This window comes from Brevibacterium sp. LAARM2_SD2 (assembly GCF_057364785.1).
The window spans coordinates 207,034-230,514 of the sequence record NZ_JBNFOM010000003.1 but is presented as its reverse complement, the minus strand read 5'-3'; the positions used below and the strand labels follow the sequence as shown (position 1 = coordinate 230,514).

Sequence of the window (23,481 nt, the reverse complement as noted above, 5' to 3'; positions counted from 1 at the left end):
CCCGCACCGGCCCCGCCGCCGCGACCGTTGTGTCGACCCGTGCCGTCGTGTCGACCCGCACCGTCGTGTCGGCCCGTGCCGGTGCGCTCGGTGATGAGGCGGACTGTCTCGGCGGCGCGTCGGCATTGAGGTCGGCGGCGATGACGTGGGCGCCGGCATCGGCGAGGCCGAGTGCGCTCGCCTGCCCGAGTCCGGATCCGGCGCCGACGACGACGGCGGTGCGGCCGCTGAGGTCGAACAGCGAGGGGATCGACGGGTTGGCTGCGTTCGTCGGCATCGCTGCCGCGCTCGCGTTCGTCGGCATGGTGGGATCCGGGGTCATCGGAGGTCCTTTCCGTCCGGCATCGTCGCCGGTCAGGGTGCGGTGGTGCGCACCCGCGAGGTGCCTGCCCGCGGGTGCCGTTGCGCTCACCCTAGTTCACCTCACCGAGGTTCGCCCTGCCGTCCGCGTCGCTGCCGCCGCGTCCGCGGGGCACCTCACCGCGGCGGGGGCTGGACGTACCGGGATTCGTCGGGCAGCTTCGCGAGATCGTCCATGATGAAGTACGCGATCGCCTCCCGCAGCGGGATGTCGCGCTGCCGGGCGTGGGCCATGACTCGCCGGTGCTCGGCGAACTCGTAGAAGATCTGCCCCGCTTCGAGCTTGTTCATCAGGCTCTCCGGGATCGCTCCGAACAGCGGCTTGTAGACCTCGTCGAGCCAGATCCGCGCGGCCTCCTCCTCGCTCAGCTCCGCATGGTGCTCACCCGAGCCGTGCGCACCCCCGGTGAACCCGGGAGCCGTCTGGTAGGAGTCGAGGTCGTTGAGCATCGCCCGCGCCTGGTTCTCGTTCGCCCCGATCCCCGTCAGCCGCAGCAGGCGCCGGGAATGGTGGTTGGGTTCGACGACCTTCGGTTCGACGAGGAGGCTGACCCCGTCGAGGTCCGTCGTGACCGTGAGCTCGCCGAGGTCGAAGCCGAGGTCGTTGAGCCGGCGGATCCGCTCGTCGATGCGCCACCGTTCGTTGACGGAGAACTCCTCGACCCGGGTGAGCTCGGCCCACAGGCCGTTGTACGCCTCATAGAGGCGGTCGCCGGCGGCGAGCGGATCGACCGAGGCCTCGATGAGCCCGGCGGCCTGGAGGTCGAGGAAGTCCCCGGCGATGTTCGTCCGCGCGATCCGCAGATCCATCTCCCGCTGCCCGTCGGAGAGGCGGTCGTGGAGCTCCCCGGTCTCGGCATCGACGACGTACGCCGCGTAGGCGTCGGCGTCCCGGCGGAAGAGCGTGTTCGACAGGGAGACATCGCCCCAGTAGAACCCGACGAGGTGGAGCCGGGCGAGCAGCACGGCGAGGGCGTCGACGAGGCGACCGGCCGTGTCCTCGGCCAGGGACCGGGAGAACAGCGCCCGGTACGGCAGGGAGAAGTCGAGGTGCGAGGTGACGAGCGCCCCGGGCAGCGGTTCGCCGTCGGGGGTGCGACGGCCGGTGATGTAGGCCCGCGGTTCGACGCTGGGCACGTCGAGGTTCTCGAGCACGCCGAGGATGTCGAACTCCCGCAGCGCCTGCCGGTCCTCGGTCTCCTTGATCGCGAGCACTTCGGCGCCGTTCTCGATGAACCGGACGATGTGCCGGGAGATGCCGCGGGGGATCCCGCCGATGATGTCGGCCGGCCAGTCCTCGAGCGGGAGCTCCCAGGGCAGGTCTGCGAGCGCCGCCTGGTCGGCGGGGTCGATGGTGTGGATGAGCGGGCCGGTCTCGGTCGGGGGAGTGGCCGGTGCCTGCGGGGAGCCGGCCACGGCTCAGACCTCCGGATCGGCGGCCGAAGCGACGAGCGCCTCGGCGACTTCCGGCTTCTCCACGCCGATGAGCCGACCGCGGTCGAGAAAGGCGATGCGGTCGCCGAGGACCTTCGCGTCCTCGAGGTTCGACGTCGCGTAGAGCGTCGTCAGCCCGAAGTCCTGCTGGAGGTCCTTGATGAGGCGGATCGTGTCGGCCTGGTGCTCGGGCACGAGGTTGACGACGGGTTCGTCCATGATGAGGACCTTCGGCTGGCGCACGACCGCGCGGGCCAGGGCGATCGTCTGCCGCTGGAGCGGGGAGAGATCACCGGGAACGGCGTCGAGGAGGTCGCTCAGCCCGATCGTCGCGGCCACGGATTCGACGCGGGCGGCGATCTCCTCGGCGGGCAGACCGTCGACGCGGAGGGCGAACCCGAGGTTGTCGCGCACGCTCATGTGCGGGTAGAGGGCGTAGGACTCGAGCGCCAGCGTGACATCGCGGTCGTTGACCGCCGCGTGCGTGACGTCGACGCCGTCGATGAGGATCGTGCCCGACTTCGGTGCCTCGAGTCCGTGGAGCATCCGCAGGATCGTCGACTTGCCCGACCCGGACGGGCCGTAGAGGACGAGGAACTCGCCGTCGTCGATGAAGAGATTGAACGGATGGACCGAGGGCGACACGGTGTTCTCATACACGTGGCTGAGACCGTTCAACGACACTGTTGACATGCCAACTCCTTCTCCATCGATCGTGAGCAGATGATCGCCGGTTCCCCGGCGGAGTTGCCCAACACCCACCATCCTATGCGGTGCGCGCAGGGGGGAGATAGGAAATTCGACACGGCGTAGAGTGATTCTCAGCACTGTGACAGGCCCCGCCCGTCCGCCTGAGGGCGGGCTGAACGCAACCAGGTGCCTTGTCGGGAATCAGGCGGATCGGCGTGCGCTCCGGGAAGGCCCCGCGCCGAGGTGGGGCCCGGGTGCCCACGACTGTGTCCCCGGGTGCGGGGCGCAGTTCTCTGCACGGTTCCGGGCACGACGCCGGTGACGGTCGGCGGGGCGGCCCGGGCGCAGTTCCCGGTGGCCGGCCACTGACCGTACACTCGCGGTATGAGGGTCACGCTGGAGGAGGTCGCCGCCCGGGCGGGAGTGTCGCTGGCGACGGTCTCGCGGGTCATCGGGCGCCGCGGCACCGTCGCAGCGACGACGCGCACCGCCGTCCTCGAGGCGATGGACGCCCTCGGCTACACCCGCTCGACGCTGCTGCCCGATGCGCCGCGGCGGCTCGTGGCCGTCGGCGCCCCCGGCAACCCCGAGTACTGGCAGACGCAGGTGTGCACCCGGGTCGCCACCGCCCTGCAGGACCGCGGCCTGCTCATCACCCGCCCGCCGGTGGAGACGGAGTCGGCCCCGCTCGACCTCGCGATCGCGGCCGGCGCCGTCGCCCTCGTCACCCCGACGCTGACCTCCCTGGAGACGACGATCCCCTGCATCCGCGTCGACGAGCAGTCGGCCGGCGGCGGGGAGAACGCCAGCGGCGACATCATCGCCGCCCGCCTCGACCTCGGCGGGGGAATGACGACGGCGTTCGAGCATCTGCGGGCGATCGGCCACCGCCGCATCGGACTGATCTGCAACGACACCGGCGAGCTCGCCGCGCAGCTGATCAAGCGGTTCCTCGCCGAACACCCCGCACGCTCCTTCGGTCTGCCGCTCGAGGACTGGATCGCCCCGGTGCCGAAGTCGTTCTCCGGCGGGTCGCGGGCGGTCCTCGAACTCAAGGACGCGACGTGCACGGCCGTCATCGTCCAATCGGCCCTCCAACTCCACGGGGCGCTCCACGGGCTGCGCAACCGGCACCTCCAGGTCCCGCGCGACATGTCCCTCGTCGGCTTCGGGGACTCCCCGACGATGAAGTTCACCGGCCCGCCGGCGACCGTGCTCGGCATCGACGTCGACGGTCTCTCCACCGCCCTCATCGACGCCACCCTGAGCACGCTCAAGCTCACCGATGCGCCGCTGCCGTCGGTGCCGCCCGTCTTCCGTCCCCGGCTCCTGGCCAGGGGCTCGACCGCGGCGGCCCGGCAGTGAGCGCCGGTCAGTCCCGGCAGGTCCGCCTCGCCGACATCGCCGACCTCGCCGGAGTCTCGAAGGCCACGGTCTCCCGGGCCCTGCGCGACCCGCAGGCCGTCTCCGGGCCCTCCCTGGCCGCGGTCCGGCAGGCGCTCGCGGTCCTCGGCGTCGAGGTCCCGGCGGCGGAGTCCGCTGCGGTGCCCCTCATCGCGCTCGTTCGCCCCGCCGCCCCGGTCGGCAACGTCGACCCGTACACGCATCTCTTCGAGATCCTCACCAACCGGATGTTCGCCCAGGGCATCGCCGTCGTCCACGTCGAAGCCGAGGCCGACCGCCTCGACCAGCTCACCGAGTCCCTCCTCGGACCGCCCGGCGACGACGCCGGGCCAGCGGCCGCTGGGGCGTCCGCGCTCGGTTCCACGCGGACGGCGGGCCCGCAGATCGCGGGGGCGATCGTCCTCGGCGGGGGTGCGGCCGGGGCGCTCGCTGCCCGTCTCTCCGGGCGGGGACTGCCGCTCATCCGCGTCTCGAACGCCCGGCACGGCGACGGTCTCTCAAGGATCATCCTCGACGCTACCGACGGCATCGCCACCGCCGTCCAGCATCTCGTCCACCTCGGGCATCGGCGGATCGGGCTCGCGGTGCTCCGGGACACGGCGGCGGCCGCGCGCATCGCGGGATTCCGGAAGTCGATGGCCGCGGTCCTTCACATCCCGGCGACCCGCGATCAGGCCCCCGTCGTCGAAGCCGCAGGCGGGCCGATGGCCGGAGTCGCCGCCGCCGAGGAGCTCCTCGACATCGGCTGCACCGCCGTCATCGCGTGTGCCCCGTCCCTGTCGTTCGGCATCCTCGAGGCGGCTGCGCGCGCTCGACTCGATGTGCCCCGGGACCTCTCACTGCTCACGGTCGGCGACATGCCCGACGCCGATGTCATCGCCCCGCCCCTGTCCCAGGTCAGCTACGACTGGGAGACGGTCGCGGCATCCGCTCTCGACGAGGTGCTCGCGATGATCGCGAACCCCGGCAATGCGGCGCGGGTCGACTACTCCGTCACTCCTGATCTCGTCCTGCGGGCGAGTGCGGTTCCCCCGCAGCGGCGGTGACCCCGCGCCGCTGCTCGGCGAGCCGGGTGAGCAGCGCGGCGACGGCGTCGGGATCGGCGACGCGGAACTCGGCCTGCGTCGGCGCCTCCCCGACCTTGATGCCCACCCCGGTGAGCTCGTCGTCCATGTCGGCCAGTTCCGCGAAGGCGTCCTCGTCGGTGATGTCATCGCCGAGGTAGAGCGCGGCGGTCGGGTCGACGGCGCCGACGAGGGCGCGGATGCCGGTGCCCTTCGTCGCCTGACTCACGGCGAGTTCGGTGATGTCGTGGCCTTCGATGACGCGGATGCCCCCGTGCTCGGACTGGACGGCGACGACGTGGGTGCGCAGCTCCTTCGCCAGTCCCGGCGCCATGCCCCGGGTGTGGACGGTCCGCGAGTACGGCTTGTACTCGATGCGCAGGTCGAAGCCGTCGCGGTCGCTGACCCGGGCGAGCTCGGTGAGGTGGTCATCGATCGCGGCGAGCAGAGCGGTCTCGTCGTTCGTCAGGGCGCTCGCCTCCGCGGCCCGCTGCTCGGCTGCCGCCTCGTCATCGCTGTCCCCGGCGTTGTCGATGCTCACCTCGGCGCCGGGAGCCTCCGTCGGAGTCGCGCCTGCATCGTCACTGCCGTCGCCGAGGTCGATCTCCGCCCCGTGGGAGCCGACGATCATCGTCTCCGGCGGGGGAGAGGCGAGCCGGCGCAGCGTCTCGACGTCACGACCGGAGACGAGGGCGAGCTGGGTGCGCGGCAGCCCGGCGAGCTCGGCGATCGCCTCCGCCGAGGCGGGCACCACCCGGCTGCGGGACGGATCGTCCTGCAGGGGGGCGAGCACCCCGTCGAAGTCGAGGGCGACGAGGAGGACGTCCGCCTCGGCGAGGGGGCGCAGATCGATCTCGCCGGGATCGACGAGCGGGGGCACGAGTGGATCGGAAACGGCAGGCGGCATCGAGGTCGAGTCCGAGGTCACGGGGTCTCCTAAGTCGCGGAACGGGATTCAGGGGCGGGCGGCGGCTGCTCGGCGCTCGACGCCGGTGCGGCCGGTCGGGTCGGCGATGCCGACGACGTCGATGCCGTGGCCGACGACGTCGTCGGGGCCGACGCGGGGGCCGCTGCCACCGGGGTCACGGGCACCGCCTCGGGGGCTGGCGGCTGGGCGGCAGGACGCCCCGCGGTCGCCGGACGGTCCGGGACGACGGCCTCGGGGTTGGCGCGGATGGCTTCGAGCTCGCCGAGGAAGCGCTTCGACCAGGCGGTCACGGTGTCGGTCTTGACCTTCTTGCGCATCTGCCGCATCCGCCGGGCCCGGGCCTTCGGGTCCATGGTGACGGCCTCCATGATGCCGGCCTTGAGGTTGCCGATGTCATGCGGGTTGACGAGGACGGCGCCGGCGAGCTGTTCGGCGGCACCGGCGAACTCCGAGAGGACGAGCGCGCCGTCGTCGTCGAGGCGGCACGCGACGTACTCCTTGGCCACGAGGTTCATGCCGTCGCGCAGGGCGGTGACGAGCATGACGTCGGCGGCGATGAAGAACGCCGTCATCTCATCGCGCGGATAGGAGTGGTGGAGGTAGTGGACGGCGATCGTGCCGATGTCGGCCTGTTCGCCGTTGATCCGGCCGACGGCGAGTTCGACGTCATGGCGGATGAGCTTGTACTGCTCGAGGCGCTCCCGCGACGGGGTGGCGATCTGGATGAGGACGACGTCCTCGACGTTGAGCCGGCCTTCGGCGAGCAGCTCCCCGTACGCCTTGAGGCGGTGCCGGATGCCCTTCGTGTAGTCCATCCGGTCGACGCCGAGCATGATGACCTTCGGGTTGCCGACCTCCTCGCGGATCTGGGCGGCGCGCTCGATGATCGCCGGATCCCGCGCGAGCTCCTCGAGGTAGGGGGTGTCGATCGAGATGGGGAACGCCTCGGCGCGGACGAGATGCGCGGGCAGTTCGTCACCGGCGGGGACGGTGACCGTCGACCCCTTCGTCTGGAAGCCGAGGCGACCGCGCACCGCGCGCCGGAAGTTCGCCGCATCCGCGGGCCGCTGGAAGCCGATGAGGTCGGCGCCGAGGAGGCCGCGGAGGATCTCGTCGCGCCACGGCAGCTGCGCGAAGAGCTCGAACGGCGGGAACGGGATGTGGTTGAAGAAGCCGATCTCGAGGTCCGGGCGCATCCGGCGCACGAGCTGCGGGACGAGCTGGAGCTGGTAGTCGTGGACCCACACGGTCGCGGACTTCGCCGCCACCTCGGCGACCTTGGCCGCGAAGCGCTCATTGACCCGCACATACGCATCCCACCATGTCCGGTGGTACTCCGGCGGGGCGATGACGTCGTGGTAGAGGGGCCACAGGGTGGCGTTGGAAAACCCTTCGTAGTACCTGAGGACATCCTCATTTGTCAGCGTCACGGGGATGAGGTGCATGCCGTCGATGTCGAAGGGCTCGAACTCGACGTCGGGCACACCGGTCCAGCCGATCCACGCCCCCTCCTGCGCCTTCATCACCGGGGCCACCGCGGTGACCAAACCTCCTGGTGAAGTGCGCCATTCCCGGTCCGGGTCGCTGGCGTCGCGGTCGACGGGAAGCCTGTTGGCCACGACGACGAAATCGCTGTCGCCGTACGTGTCCGCAGTCGCGTTCTCAGTGGCGTCGACGGTGCTCATCTGCGCCTCCTCATGTGTCGTTGCTTGGAACGAACTCTACTCGCTCGACTACCCTTGTGACCGTGATGGTTCAGGATCTGGGAGGCTACCGCCTCATCGAGGAGCTCGGCTCGGGCGGCATGGGCGTCGTCTACCTCGGTGTCGACGGCGGCAACAATCCTGTGGCCGTCAAAGTCCTCCACCCGCACATCGCCAGTGACGAGACCGCGCGCAAACGGCTGGCCCGGGAGGTGCGCACGCTGCGGCGGATCCGCCACCCCCGCATCGCCGAGGTGCTCGACGCCGAACTCGACTCCGCGCAGCCGTTCATCATCACCGAATTCGTCGACGGTCAGACCCTGTCCGACGATGTCCGGGAGAACGGTCCCTTCGCCGAGGACGAGCTCGTCCACTTCGGCCATGCCCTGCTCGACGCCCTCGGCGCCGTCCACGACTCCGGTGTCATCCACCGCGACCTCAAACCCGCGAACGTCATGATCATGGACGGCGAGCCGATGGTCATCGACTTCGGCATCGCCCAGGTCGCGGACGAGGTGCGGGTGACGGCCACCGGGCTCGTCATGGGCACCCCCGGCTACCTGTCCCCGGAGATCGCCGACGGCAAGGCCTCGAGCGAGAAGACCGACTGGTGGGGGTGGGCTGCGACGATGGCGTTCGCGGCGACCGGGCGCAACCCGTACGGTGCCGGCCCCCTCGAGGCGGTGCTCGGTCGCGTCGCGATGGGCAAGTTCGATCTCGACGACACCCCCCGCAACTTCATCCCCCTGCTCAAGGCGTGCCTCGATCCGAAGCCGGAGCGGCGCCCGAGCGGTCAGATGATCCTCGACGCGCTCGTCGACATCGAGTCGGGCCGGCCCCCGCAGCTCGGTTCGGGATCCGGTCAGGGCTCCGTGCAGCGCACCGCCGTCATGCCGGCCGTCGAGGACACCGCTGAGGGACGCGGGTCGCTGCGCGGCGGGTACCCCGGCGGGGCTGCGGCTGCTGGCGGTGCGGCGGCTGTCGGTGGGGCTGGCGCTCGGGGCGGCTGCCGGCGGGATGGGCTCCGGTGGTGCCGGCAATCCGCCGACGCGGATCGCCGACCCCGCCGCCTTCGCCCAGGGCGCCGGTCAGGGTGGCCAGCCGTTTGCGGGACAGGGACGCGCCCCCGGTCAAGGGCAGCTCAATCACGGACAGTTCAGTCAGGGGCAGTTCAACCAGGGGCAGCCCGGTCAAGGACTGCTCAGGCAGGGCCAGCCCAACCAGGGCCAGCCCAACCAGGGCCAGGTCAACCCAGGGCATCCCGGTCAGATGCCGGGGCAGATGCGCGGACCGCTGTCCTCCCCGCAGGGACAGCCGCAGATGCGACAGCCTCTCGGACAGCACCCCGGTCAAGGTGGGGCGATGCGCCAGGCGACCGCCGGGCCGATCCACAATCCCAACGGGGCGATCCAGGTCGGCCCCGGATCGCAGATGGCCCGCGCCGACATCGGCAGTCGACAGGGACCGGGCACTGGTCACGGCGGCCCCGGCCCTGCGGGTGGACCCTCCGGCGACTGGTCCGGCGGTCCGGACGATCCGCCGTGGGCGCCGATGACGTATCGGTCGGTGCGCACGGGCGGCTGGGTCGTCTTCGCTCTCGTCGTCTTCGCTGTTGCCATCACCCCGCTCAGCCCGCTCGTCATCACGGCCTTCGCCTTCGCGTGGTCGGTGCTCGCCCGCACCGCGACGCGGCTGGACCACAAGGTCCAGAAGTACCGGTACGAACGCGGCGAGGACGGCGGGGGCACGCTGCGGTCGGTCGCCTCGGCGCCGGGAGCCCTTCTCGCCTCCGTGCTCACCTCCGTCGCGACGTTCCTGCTGCCGGCGGTCGCCGGCATCGCCATGCTCGTCCTCACCCGCCTCGACGTCGCCGGCATCGTCCCCGGCGAGCTGTCCGAGCAGTGGTCGGTGTGGGCGGCGGCCGCGGCCGGAGCGCTCGTGCTGTGGATCGGGCCGGGCGCGGCGAGCCTGCGCTACGGGTCGCGCCTCCTCGTCAGCGGGGCCACCCGCAGCGGTCTCGGTCGACTCATCGCCCTCGGGGTCATCGCTGTGCTCATCGTGCTCGCGATCATGGTCATCACCTCGGGGGCGGCGATCAACTGGTGGCCGCTGCCGGAAAGCCCCTTCACCTACCTGCCCGGCCCTGTGTGAGCGTGGGATGACCGGGGTGCACGCATCGCGGACGCGACGACGCTCCCGCGCGATGCCCGCCGGCCCGGTTGCCAGCGTGCCCTGTCATGGGGGCTTGCCGCCTCGGCGGATGAAGTGGTTGAACCTTGAATTTCACTGGGAGCCGCGCCACAGACGGTTTCGGTACAGTGGGGGCGTCGAGGGAATGGACCGCTCGACGGGTCCTGCAGTCGGCGCGCTCCGACAGGGACCGGCCCCAGTCGGACGATCGACAACGTGAGGAACCATGGCGAAAGACAACTCCGCTGAGCAGAGGCGGAACAAGGCACGCGAGAACGCCCGCCAGATCGCAGCAGCTCAGGCGAAGAAGGAGAAGACCGCCAAGACGATCCTCTACTCGGGGATCGGCGTGGTCGTCGTCGCCGTGGCGGTCATCGTCACGCTGCTCATCGTGCAGCAGGCGCAGCCGGCCGTCTCCCCCGCGAACTACGTCGCCGGCGGCGTCAACGTCGCCAGGGACAACACCGTCGTCCAGCCGATGAACATGCCCGAGGGCGAGGAGTCGAGCCTGCCGACCGCCGCCGACTCCGGCGTCAAGGAGAACGCGGCCACCGTGACCGCGTACATCGACTTCCAGTGCCCGGCGTGCAAGGCGTTCGAGGACACGAACACCGAAATGCTCATGAACCTCGTCAACGAGGGCTCGATCGTGCTCGAGTACAAGCCGATCGCGATCCTCGACCGCTTCTCCAACGGCAACGAGTACTCGACCCGCTCGGCGAACATCGCCGCCTGCGTCGTGGACGCCCAGCCGGAGAAGACCGCGGACTTCTTCGCCGCGATGTTCGCCCAGCAGCCCCAGGAGGGCACGAGCGGCCGCACCGACGAAGAGCTCCTCCAGGTCGCCACCGATGCCGGCGTCGACACGAACGCTCCGCTCCAGGCCGACCCGGAGCAGACGATCGCGAGCTGCGTGACGGATCAGACCTTCGCGAAGTACGTCGCCAACACCACGCAGGAGACCCTCGACTCGGGAGTCGACGCGACGCCGACCGTGCTCATCAACGGCCAGCCGACCCAGCAGACCGGTGACGCCCAGGCGCTCGCCGTCGAGATCCTCCAGGCCACCGGCGAAGTCCAGAACTGACCCGGTCGTCTGAGGGGGCTGTACCTCCGCGGAGTCTCGGCCTCCGGAACGACCCAGACCGCACGGCCGGTCGCACCCGGGCACTCGCCCCGGTGCGGCCGGCCGTTCGTCTGCGGTCTTGCCGGCGCGGAGACCGGTTTCTCCTGGGAGGCTCAGCGGCGTGTGGTCACCCGTTTGTGGTCAGAGAAGCGAGCGTGAGACGGCGAATCGGCAGAATCTGCTCGGTGTTTCGACCACAAACGGGCCCGGTGGCCCGGCGGCTTTGTCGCCCATGGCCCGCATGCACTACTATCGTGGAGGCGCAGCCGCCTCCTTAGCTCAGTTGGTAGAGCACCGCTCTTGTAAAGCGAAGGTCGTCAGTTCGAGTCTGACAGGGGGCTCTCTCACCAGGCCGGATGATATTATATCCGGCCTGGTTCGCTTTTAAAGACACGTTTACGACACGCTTTCATCGTCAATTTCGGCGCTCGCCACGAATTCATCCATGACTGCGACGACTTCAGCCGGCCCGCGATTGTCGCGTTCAACGTAGTGCTTGCTCGTTACACCGATCTCCGAATGACCCAGCTGTGAACTCGCGTGCTGCAGGTCGGAAGTGCGGTACACGTTTGTCGCCACAGTGTCGCGTAACGAGTGCGGTGTCACCCACGATAGGTCCACGTCGATTGAGAGCTTCCGTACTTCACGGAACCGCGCACCGTAGTTACTCCGATCCAGCCGCGTGCCCACCGCGGTCGGAAAGATCGCGTCGTTTTCGGGTGTGCCATCGAGTTCATGCCAGTACCCAAGGAGGCTTGCCACAGTGAAGTGGGGGAGGAAGAGGACGCGCTCGGAGGTTTTGGACTTCGTGAGTGGTTGCCGAATGACTTGCCCACCCACGTCGGACACGATCGTTCCAGAGACGGTTACCGTGGGATTGTCGGCCGCGAAGTCTAGATCGGACCATCGCAGAGCCAGCATTTCGCCGATGCGCAGGCCGGTTCCGAGCATTAGGTCGATAGAGGCGCCGATACGGAGCTTTGGCCAGGGTCGAGTGTTCTTCCTCGGCTTCGACTCCCACATTGCGGCAGCCGTGCGTAGAGCGGACACCTCGCCAGCGGTGAGCGCTCGGGCTCCCTTGGATTAAACTTCAATTGTCCTGGTCGCAAGCACGGGGTTCACGTCGACTACATCGAGCCGTACCGCTTCGTTGAACCCTTGGCGCAAGACGTTGCGCAGCTGACGGGCGGTCTCGGGTGTGGACTTCTTCACTCCCTGCAGAACGGCCTCAATTCGGCCCGTCGAGCATTCTCCTATCCGGACACCCCCGAGGCGCTTCTTGGCCCGCTCAACGTTGTAGGAGTAGGTGCGGATCGACTCGGCGCGTTGAGGCTTCTGGGACTTCCACGACTCGAGCCAGTAATCGAGCATTTCGGCGACAGTTGACTCCCGGGTGAATTGCCCACCCATGGTTTTGTTGCGTTCTATGACGAGAAAGTCGAGCAGTGCGTCTCTGGCTTCGCCGGCCTTCGGACGGCGACGCGAGTAGGTTCGCGTGACGCCGTCCTGGCACCTGTAGCGGGCGCTGGCGCGATACACCCCAGGCGATTCTCGGGTGACTGCGACGTCTCCCCACGCTCCGATCGGCAATGGTGGTCTGCCCACGTTCTCTCAATCCTCGCTGTCAGTGTCCTGATTATCGTCGTCCCAGTCGTCCCTGAGCTGCGACCCTTCACCACGCTTGTCGGAGCGTTCTTTTTCCTCACGTCCGCGGTTCCTGCTCCGCCACGCCGCGGTCGACTCCGCCGGTGGCGGGTCTGTGTAGTACTCGGTTTCGGGGTGAGGGTGCTTCTTCAGGATCGGGCGCAGGGACTGCTGAAGGTTGAGTTGACTCCGGGGTTTATGCCGCCAGGGCGACGGCTTCGTGACAGTGGGTCCGTTGCCCCTGGCACGGTGCAGATTTTCGGACTCACCTCCGGGGCGTCACTGCGCGCCTACACGTCATGGCAGACCGCCGACCCTTGGCCCACCGTCCTCCCCGGAACTTCCTCCTGACACTCAGCCCCCGTCGCTCACACCGAGCGGCGGGGCGTTTCGTCGTAGCTGAAGCTGGTTGAACCTACATAAACTTGTGCAATAATGACAACTCGTAGACGTTGCAGGGGGCCAGGTGGGGTACTGGAAGAGGCACCAGAAGCCTGAACTCGAAAGCGTTCTACAACAGTTCCATGAAGCTGGGTGGACGATTGAGGACCCGCCTAAGTACTACACGGTGAAGTGCCCCTGTGGGGACCATATGAGACAGATTCACCTCACCCCGAGCAACCGGAACTACTCAAACCAAGCACTGAGGTGGCTGAACCGCCAGGAGTGCATGCACCCCCAGGAGCAGAGATGAAACTCATCGGAATTGGCATGACGTTGCATGTCGATGGTGACGCCCGTGACTTTCTGCGCGAACAGTTCGACGCGGTGATGGAGGAGTTGCTGTTTCTCGAAGCTCGCGACAAGATCATCATGGACCCTGCCGTATCTGTCGACCTCGCCGCCGGCGACATGGAGATCGAAGTCGCGGTCGAGGCCGAGACAGCTGAAGAGGGTGAGCAGAAGGCCCGCCGTGAGATCGCGAAAGCCCTCGAAGAGGCAGGCAAGCAAGAGAATCGCTTGCCGTATGTCAACAGTGGGAACCGCAGCGAGCTTCTCGAGTTCGCCTGACACATAGACGAATCGGCCCCCCACCACGTGAAGCGGTGGGGGCCGATTCGTCACTCACGTTTGATCCCGTAGGGGTCGTCGCACTATCGCCCTCGGCGAACTATGGAGCGTCTCTCCGCTGGTGCACACGTTAGGTCGTCTCACGACTGGCGCATTGTGATCCCAGCCGGTATTGGTCGGCTCGCTCGTCATGTCGCACTCATCAGCTGCGGATGCGGGGCTCGGATTTCGACTTGCCTCTACCACTGAGGAGAAGTGCCGTCCAGATCACCGAGCCGAGGATGAACGGCGCGCTCACCAGCCAGCTCAGCAGCGTAAAGGCAGTGACTGTTATCCACCCGTCCTCAGCGGTGTTCGCCCACACCGTCATGGCAACGCTGCCCACTAGCATCAGGGTCGCTACGCTAAGCAATGACAAATATGCAATTTTCAGGATTTTTCTCTTCGGGATCACCAGGGGTTACCCTTTCCTTTGTAGTGCTTCTTACCGCCGATTCGCACAGCCTCGAAGTAAACCACTGCAACTGTCTTGCAAACGAATACTTCCTTTTTCCTCTTGTTGCATATGCTTTTCATATTCTCGCGGAATCTCGCGTCGCAGACGTTCCTGTTGGTCTTCGAGTTCTTCCCGTAGCACAGATCGTGCTTATCACAAGCTGGTTTGAATATTTTGTTCCATTTCGCCGCTGCCTTCTTCAATTGCTTCGGCGTCGAGCACCCGTTGGGCTTCGCGTATGGTTGCAGGACGATCGGACCGAGCGAGTCTGAACCATAGTAGTCCTCAATCAGAGCATCCTCGGAGATATCACCGTCGACGTCGACGCCCTCGTCCTTCAAGGTCTGCAATGCCGCACTCAGCTCCGATATGGCATCACGGTCGACAGTGTCAGGCTCGGCAGCACTGGCGGGAGCACCTGTGAGTGCTGCGGTGAGAACAACTGCGATCAACGAAGCGACTACTAGTCTAAGACGGTGAGGTCCAAATTTCATGGGGTCAACTTTCTGCACTTGACTCTAGATGCAAGAAGACTCTCGCAGAGATTCCAGGCGTGCACATCGCACAAAAGTATGAATTCCCTCTTCTCGAGTCCAAGGACGCCGTTATGCGCGCAACACTCGACGCCGGACCCCGACGTACGAAGCGGCCCCCACCGTCACCACGGTGGGGGCCGCTTCGTCGTACCTGAGGACTTTCGTAACCTTCGACTGTCGACATCGTCACCCTCCGCGGATGCACCCTCGACAAGAGCCGATATCAGGGCGACCCGTACTGGCGGGCGGAACTGCTGCGGGACAACGAGTGAGGTTCTCGTGCCCACAATTTGCCCACAGTTGCCCACATATACGCCGTGGTGCGTAGTGGTTCATGGGGGTGCCAACGGCGAGAACTCAACGATCCGAGCCCTGCCCTGCGCGCCCACCCCGGCTCAAGTCCCGCTAATTGGTCAAGTCGCATCAAGTAGCGGGACTTGAGGAGGTTCATGAATGCAGATAAGCAGCACCTTCGACCCATTCGAGGTCGCGAGTTTCACCTGGCTCAAGTGGGGGCCGTGAATCATACCTCGCGATTAGCACACTATCCTTTTTCGTGCCCGAACAGACCATTGCAAAGATTTCGATGAGGCGCGGAGGTGGAATCTGATCTCGCTTGGCCCAGCTCAACGTTTCATCAAGAGTGGCCTCGGAGGATTCAAAAACAGCGACGGAGGTGAGGTCTTGCAAGTCATCATCTTGGCCGTGCCAGAACGCCACTCGAAAAGCGTCAACCTCTCCCTCGCGCCGTACATCGCGCTCGTCGATCAATTGAAAGCCGTGATTTTCCATCAATAATCGCCTCAGCTAAGCGGAGTCATATTGACTGCCGAACCAATTTTCCAGGAATCAAATCTTCCTCCAGATGCTCTTCGATTGAGAAGCTGTTCGCTTTCCCGACAAAGAGGCGTGGCTTGTGATGATCCAGGTACTAGTGGCATTCCAAAATCCCGTGCCCCGTCCGCCATTCGAGCCAACAACTGGAGTGTAGTATGGTGTAGAATACCGTCCGGTGTTAGCCGTGACGGTAATCCGTGCATCACTGTATGCTCTGCTCTGAGCTTTTCCTGGCCTCGAGCTCGAGCTGGCAGCGGGATACAAGCTTAAAAGCCCCTTGACACGCAAACTGACTTTGGTGTTCACTCCCTTTGACTCGCACTTGTAACGAGTCTTGTAAATTGCTCCGCCAGCGCCCGAAGAATAATGCGGGTTGTCAACTCTTGCAGTGCACTTGACATAACGGGCATTTTGCTCTTCGGCTGACTCTGCGCTTCTGGCTGCGACTTGGCCGCCGATCATCACAGTCGTCTCGACGTAGTCACGAGAATCATTCGCTTGTCTTAGGAGTTCTTCTTCCGACATGTTCAATGCGCTGGTCTCGACTCTTTCGGCCCAAGCTTCGTATTGCTGCATGGAGGACGTGCTGATTTGCGCGTCCTCATCTTCTTCTGCGGCGACTGGTGAAGTCATGCCAGCGACTAGGAGCAAAGAAGCGCTGATGGCCAGGACTGTCTTGAATAGTTTCACTGCATTTCCCGTTCTTATAGGCCCTCCTCGGAAGCGACAGTGCGACCGAGCGTCGGAGTTGGGTGAGCCGATACTAAGCAGCAGAAATCTCTCCTTGGTCGGAGAATGTGGGCCGGAGTCCATACTGTGGCCAAAATGAGATGTTCGACGACGTTCGGGGAGATTGCCTCCGTCAGGTGATTGAGCTTGCAACACCGATCAACGCACGCTTGGATGTGTGAAGCTGCTGAGACGTGTCCAGGCCATGCTGAATTAGTGACAGCTAGAAGGTTCGTGTCCGTGCCGTGGTCCAAGGTTGCAGGGTCCGCATAGAAGAAGAACCAGGAGGATCCAATTGACCACCTACGACGAAGCAATCCAGCACGCCGGTCGTGTCCTGGCAGAGGGGTTCCGCCGCCTTCAGGAAGGCACACCCCGCGAAGCCGCGGAACGCGCCTACACCCCGGGAGGGCCGAGCGTTGAACAACTCGAAGCTCGGATTGTCTCCTGGCGCCGCGTAATCAGTGTTAAGGAAAGACGGGTGAGCAAGCAAGTGAGGAGGCTACTTTCCGATGACGAGGTGGCCGAGCAGATTGGTTGCTCGAAATCTAGGCTTCAGGCGGATCGTGCCCTTGACCGCGGAGATGGCGGTGATCGTGTCCCCAAGTGGATTCAAGCTGGCGACTCATGGCGTCCGCGAACGCGAGGTACAAGGCAGTCTGCGGTCAACGAGTGGCTCGACCGACATGAAGAAGGTCGGATTTCGGGCAATGAAGGGACGCCAAGTTGATTAATCTCGAACGTTTGCTCACTGCGAAACAGGTGGCAGAAATACTGAATTGTTCGGTACAGCATGTCTACCGACTTCGTGGGCGGGGCGATCTCCCTGCCATAGCTGTAGGAGGCATGTATCGATACTCACCGGAGGAACTTCGCCGGTATATCGATCGGTAGAACTCCTTGGGTCGCCAGTCTTCGCAGAGGGACGTTGGTCTGAGCGAGGTTACGACACGGTTACGACACGGAATCGCGCTCGATTCGTCGCCGCAGGGCCATCTGGGGGGCTTCCTCGCAAGTCCTGAAACCATGCATAATTGCAGGTCACACGGCGACCGATGCAAACCAAAGAGAACCATGAGGGACAGTCTGCCCTATAAAGCGAAGGTCGTCAGTTCGAGTCTGACAGGGGGCTCATTCATCAGGGGCGGCACTCGGGGAATCGGGTGCCGCCCCTGAGCGCTCTCCGCCCTTCAGTGTTCGCGCGATCGCGCCCTCACCCGCCCATCGACGAGCGCGCGGTGCGGCGGTCGTCCCGGCTCGCTCGACGCTCTCGGCCGGCGGCGCGACCGGGCAGCCCGATCCGCTGGGCCCACACGAGCACCCAGAGCGCGCCGGCGATCGCGAAGACACCGGTGAACAGGACCCCGAAGCGCAGGGACGCGATCGCGATGACGAGCGAGATGAGCGTCGGCCCGGCGAGCTTGCCGCCGTTGGAGAAGATCGCCCAGATGCCGAGGAACCGTGCGCGCCCGACGGCGGGGGAGAGGTCCGCCCCGATCGTCATGTTCACCCCCGCTCCGAGGCCGTTGCCGACGGCCATGATGCCCACGGACACGATCATGCCGATGAGGCTCGGCGCGCAGACCATGACGATGAACCCGGAGCCGAAGATCGTCAGGCAGGCGACGAGTGTGGCGACCCGGCCCAGACGGTCCTTGATGTAGGCGCCGAGGAACATGAAGACGAGTTCGAGCCCGGCGCCGAACGCGATGAGCAGTGAGATCTCCGACTCATGCAGTCCGATCGTCACGCCCCACAGCTGGATGACGACCGGCTGAGCTGACCGGGCGATCGTCAGCGTCATGATCGAGATCCCGACGAGGATGACCGCGCCCCAGCGCACATCGAGCCGTGCCCGCCGAGGCGGGGCGGAGGGGACGCCGACTGCGAGGTCGTCGGAGGTCGGGGCCACCGCCTCGGCGGAGTTGGCCTCCTGGGCGACCGCCTCGGCGGTGTGTGCCTGCGCCTTCCCAGTGCTGCCGCCGCCCGTGCCGCCGACCCGCGCGCCCGGGTAGTCGGGGATGCGCGCGATCGGCAGCGCCATCACCCCGATCGCGGCGAGTCCCGCGATCCCGGCGAAGACGAACACCGACCACAGTGGGAAGACGAGCATGAGGCCGGCGCCGATGATCGGACCGAGGAGATTGCCCACCCGCATGCTCCCGCCGAGCGCCGTCATCGCCTTCGCGAGATCGGCGGCGGGCATCACCTCGGCGACGACGGCCTGCCGGGCCAGGTTCCACACATCGGAGACCGGGGCGAAGAGCATGAGCGCGACGGTGTAGACGACGAGCGAGGCCGGCGACTCCCAGACGAACGCGGCGACGATGGCCCCGAGGACGACGATCGCGGTGAGCGTGGCGACGACCATCGCACGGAAATCGCCGAGGCGGTCGATGAGCAGCCCCGCCGGCACCGTGGCGAGGAGCGAGACAGCCCCCATGACCCCGACGATCGCCGCCGCGAACGCCGCCGTCGCCCCCAGCGACAGGGCCCCGAGCACGAGGACCGGGAGGATCGACCCCAGCCCGACCGCGAAGAGCAGCGAGGGGATGAGGACCGGCCAGAGGATGGGTTTGAGCACGTCGTCAGTGTAGATCCGGTGTCCTCACCCCCGCCGAGGCGGTCGAGTGGTGGCCAGGTCTGCCGCGGCGGTGCGGTCCAGCCGGTCCCACCGGGGCAACCCCTGTTGCTGCGCAGTGGAGGCAACTCCCATTGAAATCTCGGACGGAAGTGAGAGCCTGGTCACATGACACGCACTGATCTGCCATCGCTGTCCACCGTCGTCCCGCCCTACCTCCTCAACGCCATCGCCGAGAACGGCGCGACGAAATTCCCCAAGGCCGCCGTCGCCGCCCGCTCCTTCCTCGCCCAGGACCAGCGGGTCCGTGAGCTCCGCGCCCAAGGGCTGCGCACATCCTCAGACGGTGCCACTGCGCGGACCGTCAGCGCCGACCAGCAGGCCGCCGGGTCGGGACCGAACCGCCAGGTCCACGACGCCCAGAACAAGGAGGACCTCCCCGGTGTCCTCGCCCGTGCCGAAGGGGACGCTCCCGTCGCCGACGAGGCGGTCAACGAAGCCTACGACGGCCTCGGCGATTCCTACGTCCTCTTCTCCGAGGCCTTCGGCCGGGACTCCCTCGATGACAACGGGATGCCGCTCATCGCCAGCGTCCACTACGGTCAGGACTACGACAACGCCTTCTGGGACGGCCGCCTCCTCGTCTTCGGCGACGGTGACGGCGAAGTGTTCACGAGCTTCACCGGGTCCCTGTCGATCATCGGCCACGAACTCAGCCACGGCGTCATCACGAACACCGCCGACCTCGAGTACTTCGACCAGCCCGGCGCCCTCAACGAGCACATCGCCGACGTCTTCGGTGCGCTGACGGAGCAGCACGCGGCCGGGCAGTCCGCGCAGGACGCGACGTGGCTCATCGGCGCGGGCATCTTCACCGAGGCGGTCACCGGCAAGGCCCTGCGCTCGATGCTCGAACCCGGCACCGCCTACGACGACGACGTCCTCGGCAAGGACCCGCAGCCGGCGCACATGGACGACTTCGTCACCACCGAGTCCGACAACGGCGGCGTCCACCTCAACTCCGGGATCCCCAACCGCGCGTTCGCGGTCGCGGCGACGAGCCTCGGCGGGCCGGCGTGGGAGACCGTCGGTCCCGTCTGGTACGCCGTGCTCACCGGTCCCGACATCACGACGAAGACGGATTTCGCCGAGTTCGCAGCGCTCACCGTCGCCGAGGCTGCCGAGCAGTTCGGTGAGGGCTCCGACGTCCACGACGCCGTCATCGAGGGCTGGACGACCGTCGGCGTCGACACCGGAGCCTCCCAGCGGGGCAACCGCGGGAGCAGCTGGTGAACGCCGAGGCGGCTGCCGGCGGGGCAGCGGGCGACGGTGGTTCGGCTCCGGGCGGTGGCTCAGCACAGGGCGGTGGTGCCGACAAGCGCGGCTTCGGCCACGTCCTCGTCGAACGCAGCGGCGGGATCGGCGGCTTCCTCCTCGTCTGGGATCTCAACATCGATGCCACCGCACAGCCGGAGCAGCTCGGCGAACGGGTCGCCGACCTGCCCTGGCCGCACCGGGACGACGGCGGTGACTCGGGAAGCGGGGGCAGTGCCGGCGCCCAAGGCAGTGCCGCCGGCGGGCAGGCCGCACCCGGGCCCTCGTCGGCCGACCGGTACGTCTACCTCATCGAGAGCCGCTTCGGCTACGCCCGATTTGGGGAGAAGGAGCTGACGGGGGAGTGGAAGGACCTCGTCGACCACGTCCGCGACGTCGCCGAACCCGAACGCCGCCCGCCCGGCGGGAAGTGACCGGACACCTGGACCCAGGGGACGCACCGCCCGCCTCGGCGAGGGATGGACACCCACCCGATGCAGGGCCGACGCCCGCCCATGACATGCTGGTGGGATGACACACGACACGTCGACGGCTGAGAAGAACGAGCGCGCGCTCGAGGACGAGATCCACACCGACCTGCGGGAGCAGATGACGTACGGGTCGTACCTCGACCTCGACGATCTGCTCAGCGCTCAGCACCCCGTGAGCAGCCCCGAGCACCACGACGAACTGCTCTTCATCATCCAGCACCAGACGACCGAGCTGTGGTTCAAGCTCGTCATCCACGAACTCCTCGATGCCCGGCGGCTCATCGCCTCCGACCAGCTGCAGCTCGCGCTCAAACGCATCGCCCGGGTCAAGCACATCCAGAAGACGCTCACCGAGCAGTGGTCGGTGCTCGCGACCCTGACGCCGAGCGAGTACGTCGGATTCCGCGACGAGCTCGGCCAGTCCTCGGGCTTCCAGTCCTGGCAGTATCGCGCCGTGGAGTTCCTCCTGGGCAACAAGAACAAGGGCATGCTCAAGGTCTTCGACGCAGAACCCGAGGCCCAGGCCGTGCTGCGGCAGTACCTCGAGGAGCCGAGCGTCTACGACGAGTTCCTCCGCTTCCTCGCCCGCCGCGGACTCCCGGTCCCGCAGCGGGTGCTCGACCGCGACGTGTCGGTCGCGCACACCTTCGACGAAGAGCTGCTCGAGACCTTCCGCATCATCTACGAGAACCCGGAGGAGTACTGGCTCGAATACGAGAGCTGCGAGGAGCTCGTCGACCTCGAGGAGAACTTCCAGTTCTGGCGCTACCGCCACATGCGCACGGTGCTGCGCATCATCGGCATGAAGCGCGGCACCGGGGGCTCGAGCGGCGTCGGCTTCCTCCAGAAGGCCCTCGACCTCACGTTCTTCCCCGAGCTCTTCGACATCCGCACCGGCATCGAGAACGGCCCGGGCACGCAGACGGCTCCGAAGCACTGAGCTGCATTCCGGGCGCTCGGCACCCCTGCGCCGCGGAGGACAGCCCTACCGTGCTCAGCGCCCGGACGGTGGCTGGTGTGAACGGGGAGACCCGGACGGCGGCTGCTCAGCGGTCGGCGAGGAGGAGCTCGATCACCTGCGGGAAGTACGACGACTCGGGGTCGACGAGGTCCATGTGATCGGCGCCGGGCAGAATCGTCAGCGGCGCCGGATAGTTCTCGGAGAACGACACAGCGACGATCCCGTCGGCGTCACCGTGGATGATGTGCGCATTGGCGCGGGCCGGAACGAGCACCGCCCGGGACCGCGGATCCTGCCACAGGTAGGCCGCGAGATCCTCCTGGGGATGCGCCCCCATGTAGTCGAGCACCGCGCCGTCGGCGAGCCCGTCGTTGACCTCCCGGAGCAGATCCGAGATCGGCGCGAGCGGACGCAGACGGAACTCCGCGCCGTCCTCGCCGAGGTGGCTCGCCCAGCTGAGCACCAGACAGCCGCCCGCCGAATGACCGGCGACGACGGGCCGCTCGCGCGCCGCAGCGGGCACGCCCCACGCCGCGAACGCGTCCTGGGCGAACCGAATCGCGGCGGTGACGTCGGTGAGGCAGCGCGGCTGCCCGCCGATGCGCCCGTACTCGACGAGCACGCAGAGCAGACCGCGACCGGCCAGGTCCTGGGCGAGCGGTCGCGCATGGACGAAGTCGATGTCGGGACGGAAGTAGCCGCCGTGGACGAAGATCACCACCGCCGAGGCGGTCGCCGGGTCCCCGTGGACCTCGACGAACTGGTCGGCATCGTCCCCATAGGCGTGGCGGACCACGTTCGGTGCGGTGCCGAGGGTCTGGCCGAGGGCATCGAGGGCGTCGCTGCGCTCATCCTCGGTGGGGCGGTGTGCCGGCGACCCCGGATTCGTCGATTCAGTCATTCCTGCCCTCACTCACTGCGTCATCGCTGATGATGCGTTCGACCTCGACGTCCCTGCCCTCGACGTGCTCCTCATCGACGACGATGCGCTTGACGGGCGAGAGATCGGGAACCTTGGGGGAGAGCTTGTCACCGGAGGACTCCCCGCGCAAGCGCCTGCCCACCCACGGGGCGAGGTGCTCGCGCGCCCACTTCGACTCCTCGACGACGACCTCGCGGGTCGTCCGCGGCGTCCGCGGCGGCATCCCGAACCCCGTCGTCGGCAGCGAATGCCCCGACTCGAGCGTCGCGAGCGCCTGCCGGGCGACGAGGTCGTGACCGGTCGGGGAGAGGTGGATCTTGTCCTCGGCCCACATGTCCTCGGCGTAGAGGGGACGCAGCCCCCACACGTCGACCATGTGGCAGCCGTGGCGCTGCGCGATCGTCCACAGGTGCGCGTTGTAGACGCCGACGCGGGGGCGGACCGCCCGCAGCAGGGGCGACATCGTCTCGGTGTCGAAGCCGTTGGCCATGACGACCTCGATGCCCTCCTCGCGCATCGCGATGACGGCGCGCTCGAACTGGTTGGCGAGACCGTCGATGTCGGTGCGCGGGCGCAGGCAGTCGTTGCCGCCGGCGCAGAAGCTCACGAGGTCCGGTTTGAGGTCGAGGACCTTCGGCACCTGCTCGTCGATGACGCCCTGGAGCAGGCGGCCGCGGATCGCGAAGTTCGCGTAGAGGAGCTCGGGCCCGGCAGCCGGCGAGTCGACGAGGAGCTCGGCGAGGCGGTCCGTCCAGCCGCGGAAGCGATCGGGGGTGCCGTCGGGGTCGGGGTCCATGAGGCCCTCGCTGAAGGAGTCGCCGATCGCGACGTAGGAAGTGATGGTCTCGAGCATCGCCCTCTCCTTGACTCATTGATCCGCTGCGTCCAACCTATACCCATGATCAGGCCAGGTGTACCCGTGAGTAGCCGCGGAGTCTGAGCGGTGACGACACGGTGACTGTGCCGCCTCGGCACGTCGTCTGTGCCGGCGGCCCACGCCCGCGCAGAGGTCGCCGCGCACTCCGATCGACGGCATGGTCCAGGCGGTGTGCGGACCCCC

At 67.1% G+C, this 23,481-nt stretch carries 23 protein-coding genes, 1 tRNA gene and 1 pseudogene; 11 read left to right on the top strand and 14 right to left on the bottom strand.

Features of this window, described 5'->3' with window-relative positions; genetic code table 11:
* The 3 genes from AC2W7K_RS03650 to AC2W7K_RS03640 form a co-directional block, all read right to left on the bottom strand.
* A partial coding sequence (locus AC2W7K_RS03650) for an SDR family NAD(P)-dependent oxidoreductase (protein WP_486005750.1) occupies positions 1-322 on the bottom strand: 322 nt, incomplete at its 3' end.
* A gap of 155 nt (positions 323-477) precedes the next feature.
* Positions 478-1,776 carry a DUF4032 domain-containing protein gene (locus tag AC2W7K_RS03645; RefSeq protein WP_232623690.1) on the bottom strand — a complete coding sequence of 433 codons (1,299 nt, stop codon included), beginning with the start codon at positions 1,774-1,776 and terminating at the stop codon, positions 478-480.
* 3 nt (positions 1,777-1,779) lie between these two features.
* Positions 1,780-2,487 (bottom strand): ABC transporter ATP-binding protein, encoded by a 708-nt coding sequence (locus AC2W7K_RS03640; RefSeq protein ID WP_232623689.1) that lies wholly within the window; start codon positions 2,485-2,487, stop codon positions 1,780-1,782.
* A 381-nt stretch (positions 2,488-2,868) separates the two neighbouring features.
* Here AC2W7K_RS03640 and AC2W7K_RS03635 point away from each other — a divergent pair, with 381 nt between their 5' ends.
* Together AC2W7K_RS03635 and AC2W7K_RS03630 are read left to right on the top strand one after the other, a co-directional pair.
* Positions 2,869-3,849 (top strand): LacI family DNA-binding transcriptional regulator, encoded by a 981-nt coding sequence (locus AC2W7K_RS03635; RefSeq protein ID WP_198499599.1) that lies wholly within the window; start codon positions 2,869-2,871, stop codon positions 3,847-3,849.
* Positions 3,846-4,934 carry a LacI family DNA-binding transcriptional regulator gene (locus AC2W7K_RS03630; RefSeq protein WP_198499598.1) on the top strand — a complete coding sequence of 363 codons (1,089 nt, stop codon included), beginning with the start codon at positions 3,846-3,848 and terminating at the stop codon, positions 4,932-4,934. The genes AC2W7K_RS03635 and AC2W7K_RS03630 overlap by 4 nt, the downstream gene beginning before the upstream one ends.
* On the opposite strand, the gene AC2W7K_RS03625 is transcribed toward AC2W7K_RS03630, so the two are convergent.
* On the bottom strand, positions 4,882-5,880 hold the full coding sequence (locus tag AC2W7K_RS03625) for a trehalose-phosphatase (protein WP_198499597.1): 999 nt from the start codon (positions 5,878-5,880) through the stop codon (positions 4,882-4,884). The two genes, AC2W7K_RS03630 and AC2W7K_RS03625, sit on opposite strands and share 53 nt — an antisense overlap.
* 8 nt (positions 5,881-5,888) lie before the next feature.
* Positions 5,889-7,565 (bottom strand): alpha,alpha-trehalose-phosphate synthase (UDP-forming), encoded by a 1,677-nt coding sequence (locus tag AC2W7K_RS03620; RefSeq protein WP_198499596.1) that lies wholly within the window; start codon positions 7,563-7,565, stop codon positions 5,889-5,891.
* A 65-nt stretch (positions 7,566-7,630) separates the two neighbouring features.
* Here AC2W7K_RS03620 and AC2W7K_RS03615 point away from each other — a divergent pair.
* The 4 genes and pseudogenes from AC2W7K_RS03615 to AC2W7K_RS03600 all read left to right on the top strand — a co-directional run.
* Positions 7,631-8,332 (top strand): annotated as a pseudogene (locus AC2W7K_RS03615) (serine/threonine-protein kinase); the annotation flags it as partial.
* A 220-nt stretch (positions 8,333-8,552) separates the two neighbouring features.
* Positions 8,553-9,734 (top strand): hypothetical protein, encoded by a 1,182-nt coding sequence (locus AC2W7K_RS03610; RefSeq protein ID WP_486005749.1) that lies wholly within the window; start codon positions 8,553-8,555, stop codon positions 9,732-9,734.
* 265 nt (positions 9,735-9,999) lie between these two features.
* A complete protein-coding gene (locus AC2W7K_RS03605) occupies positions 10,000-10,860 on the top strand; it encodes a DsbA family protein (RefSeq protein WP_198499595.1) in 861 nt (286 codons plus the stop codon).
* A gap of 307 nt (positions 10,861-11,167) precedes the next feature.
* Positions 11,168-11,240: transfer RNA gene (locus tag AC2W7K_RS03600), tRNA-Thr, on the top strand.
* A 55-nt stretch (positions 11,241-11,295) separates the two neighbouring features.
* On the opposite strand, the gene AC2W7K_RS03595 is transcribed toward AC2W7K_RS03600, so the two are convergent.
* A complete protein-coding gene (locus AC2W7K_RS03595; RefSeq protein WP_198499594.1) occupies positions 11,296-11,922 on the bottom strand; it encodes a tyrosine-type recombinase/integrase in 627 nt (208 codons plus the stop codon).
* 60 nt (positions 11,923-11,982) lie between these two features.
* On the bottom strand, positions 11,983-12,438 hold the full coding sequence (locus AC2W7K_RS03590; RefSeq protein WP_198499593.1) for a hypothetical protein: 456 nt from the start codon (positions 12,436-12,438) through the stop codon (positions 11,983-11,985).
* A gap of 795 nt (positions 12,439-13,233) precedes the next feature.
* On the opposite strand from AC2W7K_RS03590, the gene AC2W7K_RS03585 reads away from it, so the two are divergent.
* Positions 13,234-13,554, top strand: a complete 321-nt coding sequence (locus tag AC2W7K_RS03585; protein ID WP_198499592.1) for a hypothetical protein — start codon at positions 13,234-13,236, stop codon at positions 13,552-13,554.
* A gap of 202 nt (positions 13,555-13,756) precedes the next feature.
* On the opposite strand, the gene AC2W7K_RS03580 is transcribed toward AC2W7K_RS03585, so the two are convergent.
* From AC2W7K_RS03580 to AC2W7K_RS03565, 4 genes are all read right to left on the bottom strand, one after another.
* The gene (locus tag AC2W7K_RS03580; RefSeq protein ID WP_198499591.1) at positions 13,757-14,008 is read right to left on the bottom strand and encodes a hypothetical protein; all 252 of its coding nucleotides are present in this window, start codon (positions 14,006-14,008) and stop codon (positions 13,757-13,759) included.
* The gene (locus AC2W7K_RS03575; protein WP_198499590.1) at positions 14,005-14,544 is read right to left on the bottom strand and encodes a phospholipase A2; all 540 of its coding nucleotides are present in this window, start codon (positions 14,542-14,544) and stop codon (positions 14,005-14,007) included. Before AC2W7K_RS03575 ends, AC2W7K_RS03580 begins: the two co-directional genes overlap by 4 nt.
* Before the next feature lie 489 nt (positions 14,545-15,033).
* A complete protein-coding gene (locus tag AC2W7K_RS03570) occupies positions 15,034-15,378 on the bottom strand; it encodes a hypothetical protein (RefSeq protein WP_198499589.1) in 345 nt (114 codons plus the stop codon).
* Positions 15,379-15,435: 57 nt separating this feature from the next.
* On the bottom strand, positions 15,436-16,056 hold the full coding sequence (locus tag AC2W7K_RS03565) for a hypothetical protein (RefSeq protein WP_198499588.1): 621 nt from the start codon (positions 16,054-16,056) through the stop codon (positions 15,436-15,438).
* An 822-nt stretch (positions 16,057-16,878) separates the two neighbouring features.
* On the opposite strand from AC2W7K_RS03565, the gene AC2W7K_RS03560 reads away from it, so the two are divergent.
* Positions 16,879-17,046 (top strand): helix-turn-helix domain-containing protein, encoded by a 168-nt coding sequence (locus AC2W7K_RS03560; protein ID WP_376904017.1) that lies wholly within the window; start codon positions 16,879-16,881, stop codon positions 17,044-17,046.
* A gap of 319 nt (positions 17,047-17,365) precedes the next feature.
* Here AC2W7K_RS03560 and AC2W7K_RS03555 read toward each other — a convergent pair whose 3' ends face one another.
* Positions 17,366-18,736 (bottom strand): MFS transporter, encoded by a 1,371-nt coding sequence (locus tag AC2W7K_RS03555; protein WP_198499587.1) that lies wholly within the window; start codon positions 18,734-18,736, stop codon positions 17,366-17,368.
* A 165-nt stretch (positions 18,737-18,901) separates the two neighbouring features.
* Here AC2W7K_RS03555 and AC2W7K_RS03550 point away from each other — a divergent pair, with 165 nt between their 5' ends.
* The 3 genes from AC2W7K_RS03550 to AC2W7K_RS03540 all read left to right on the top strand — a co-directional run bounded on the left by AC2W7K_RS03550 (position 18,902) and on the right by AC2W7K_RS03540 (position 21,478).
* The gene (locus AC2W7K_RS03550) at positions 18,902-20,026 is read left to right on the top strand and encodes a M4 family metallopeptidase (RefSeq protein ID WP_198499586.1); all 1,125 of its coding nucleotides are present in this window, start codon (positions 18,902-18,904) and stop codon (positions 20,024-20,026) included.
* Positions 20,023-20,481 carry a hypothetical protein gene (locus AC2W7K_RS03545; RefSeq protein ID WP_198499585.1) on the top strand — a complete coding sequence of 153 codons (459 nt, stop codon included), beginning with the start codon at positions 20,023-20,025 and terminating at the stop codon, positions 20,479-20,481. Before AC2W7K_RS03550 ends, AC2W7K_RS03545 begins: the two co-directional genes overlap by 4 nt.
* A 97-nt stretch (positions 20,482-20,578) precedes the next feature.
* Positions 20,579-21,478 carry a tryptophan 2,3-dioxygenase gene (locus AC2W7K_RS03540; RefSeq protein WP_198499584.1) on the top strand — a complete coding sequence of 300 codons (900 nt, stop codon included), beginning with the start codon at positions 20,579-20,581 and terminating at the stop codon, positions 21,476-21,478.
* A 106-nt stretch (positions 21,479-21,584) separates the two neighbouring features.
* On the opposite strand, the gene AC2W7K_RS03535 is transcribed toward AC2W7K_RS03540, so the two are convergent.
* Positions 21,585-22,400: an alpha/beta hydrolase family protein gene (locus AC2W7K_RS03535; protein WP_486005748.1), complete on the bottom strand. Its 816-nt coding sequence runs from the start codon at positions 22,398-22,400 to the stop codon at positions 21,585-21,587.
* Positions 22,393-23,274, bottom strand: coding sequence for an SGNH/GDSL hydrolase family protein (locus AC2W7K_RS03530; protein WP_232623687.1), 882 nt, complete (start codon positions 23,272-23,274; stop codon positions 22,393-22,395). Before AC2W7K_RS03530 ends, AC2W7K_RS03535 begins: the two co-directional genes overlap by 8 nt.
* Positions 23,275-23,481: the final 207 nt, after the last annotated feature.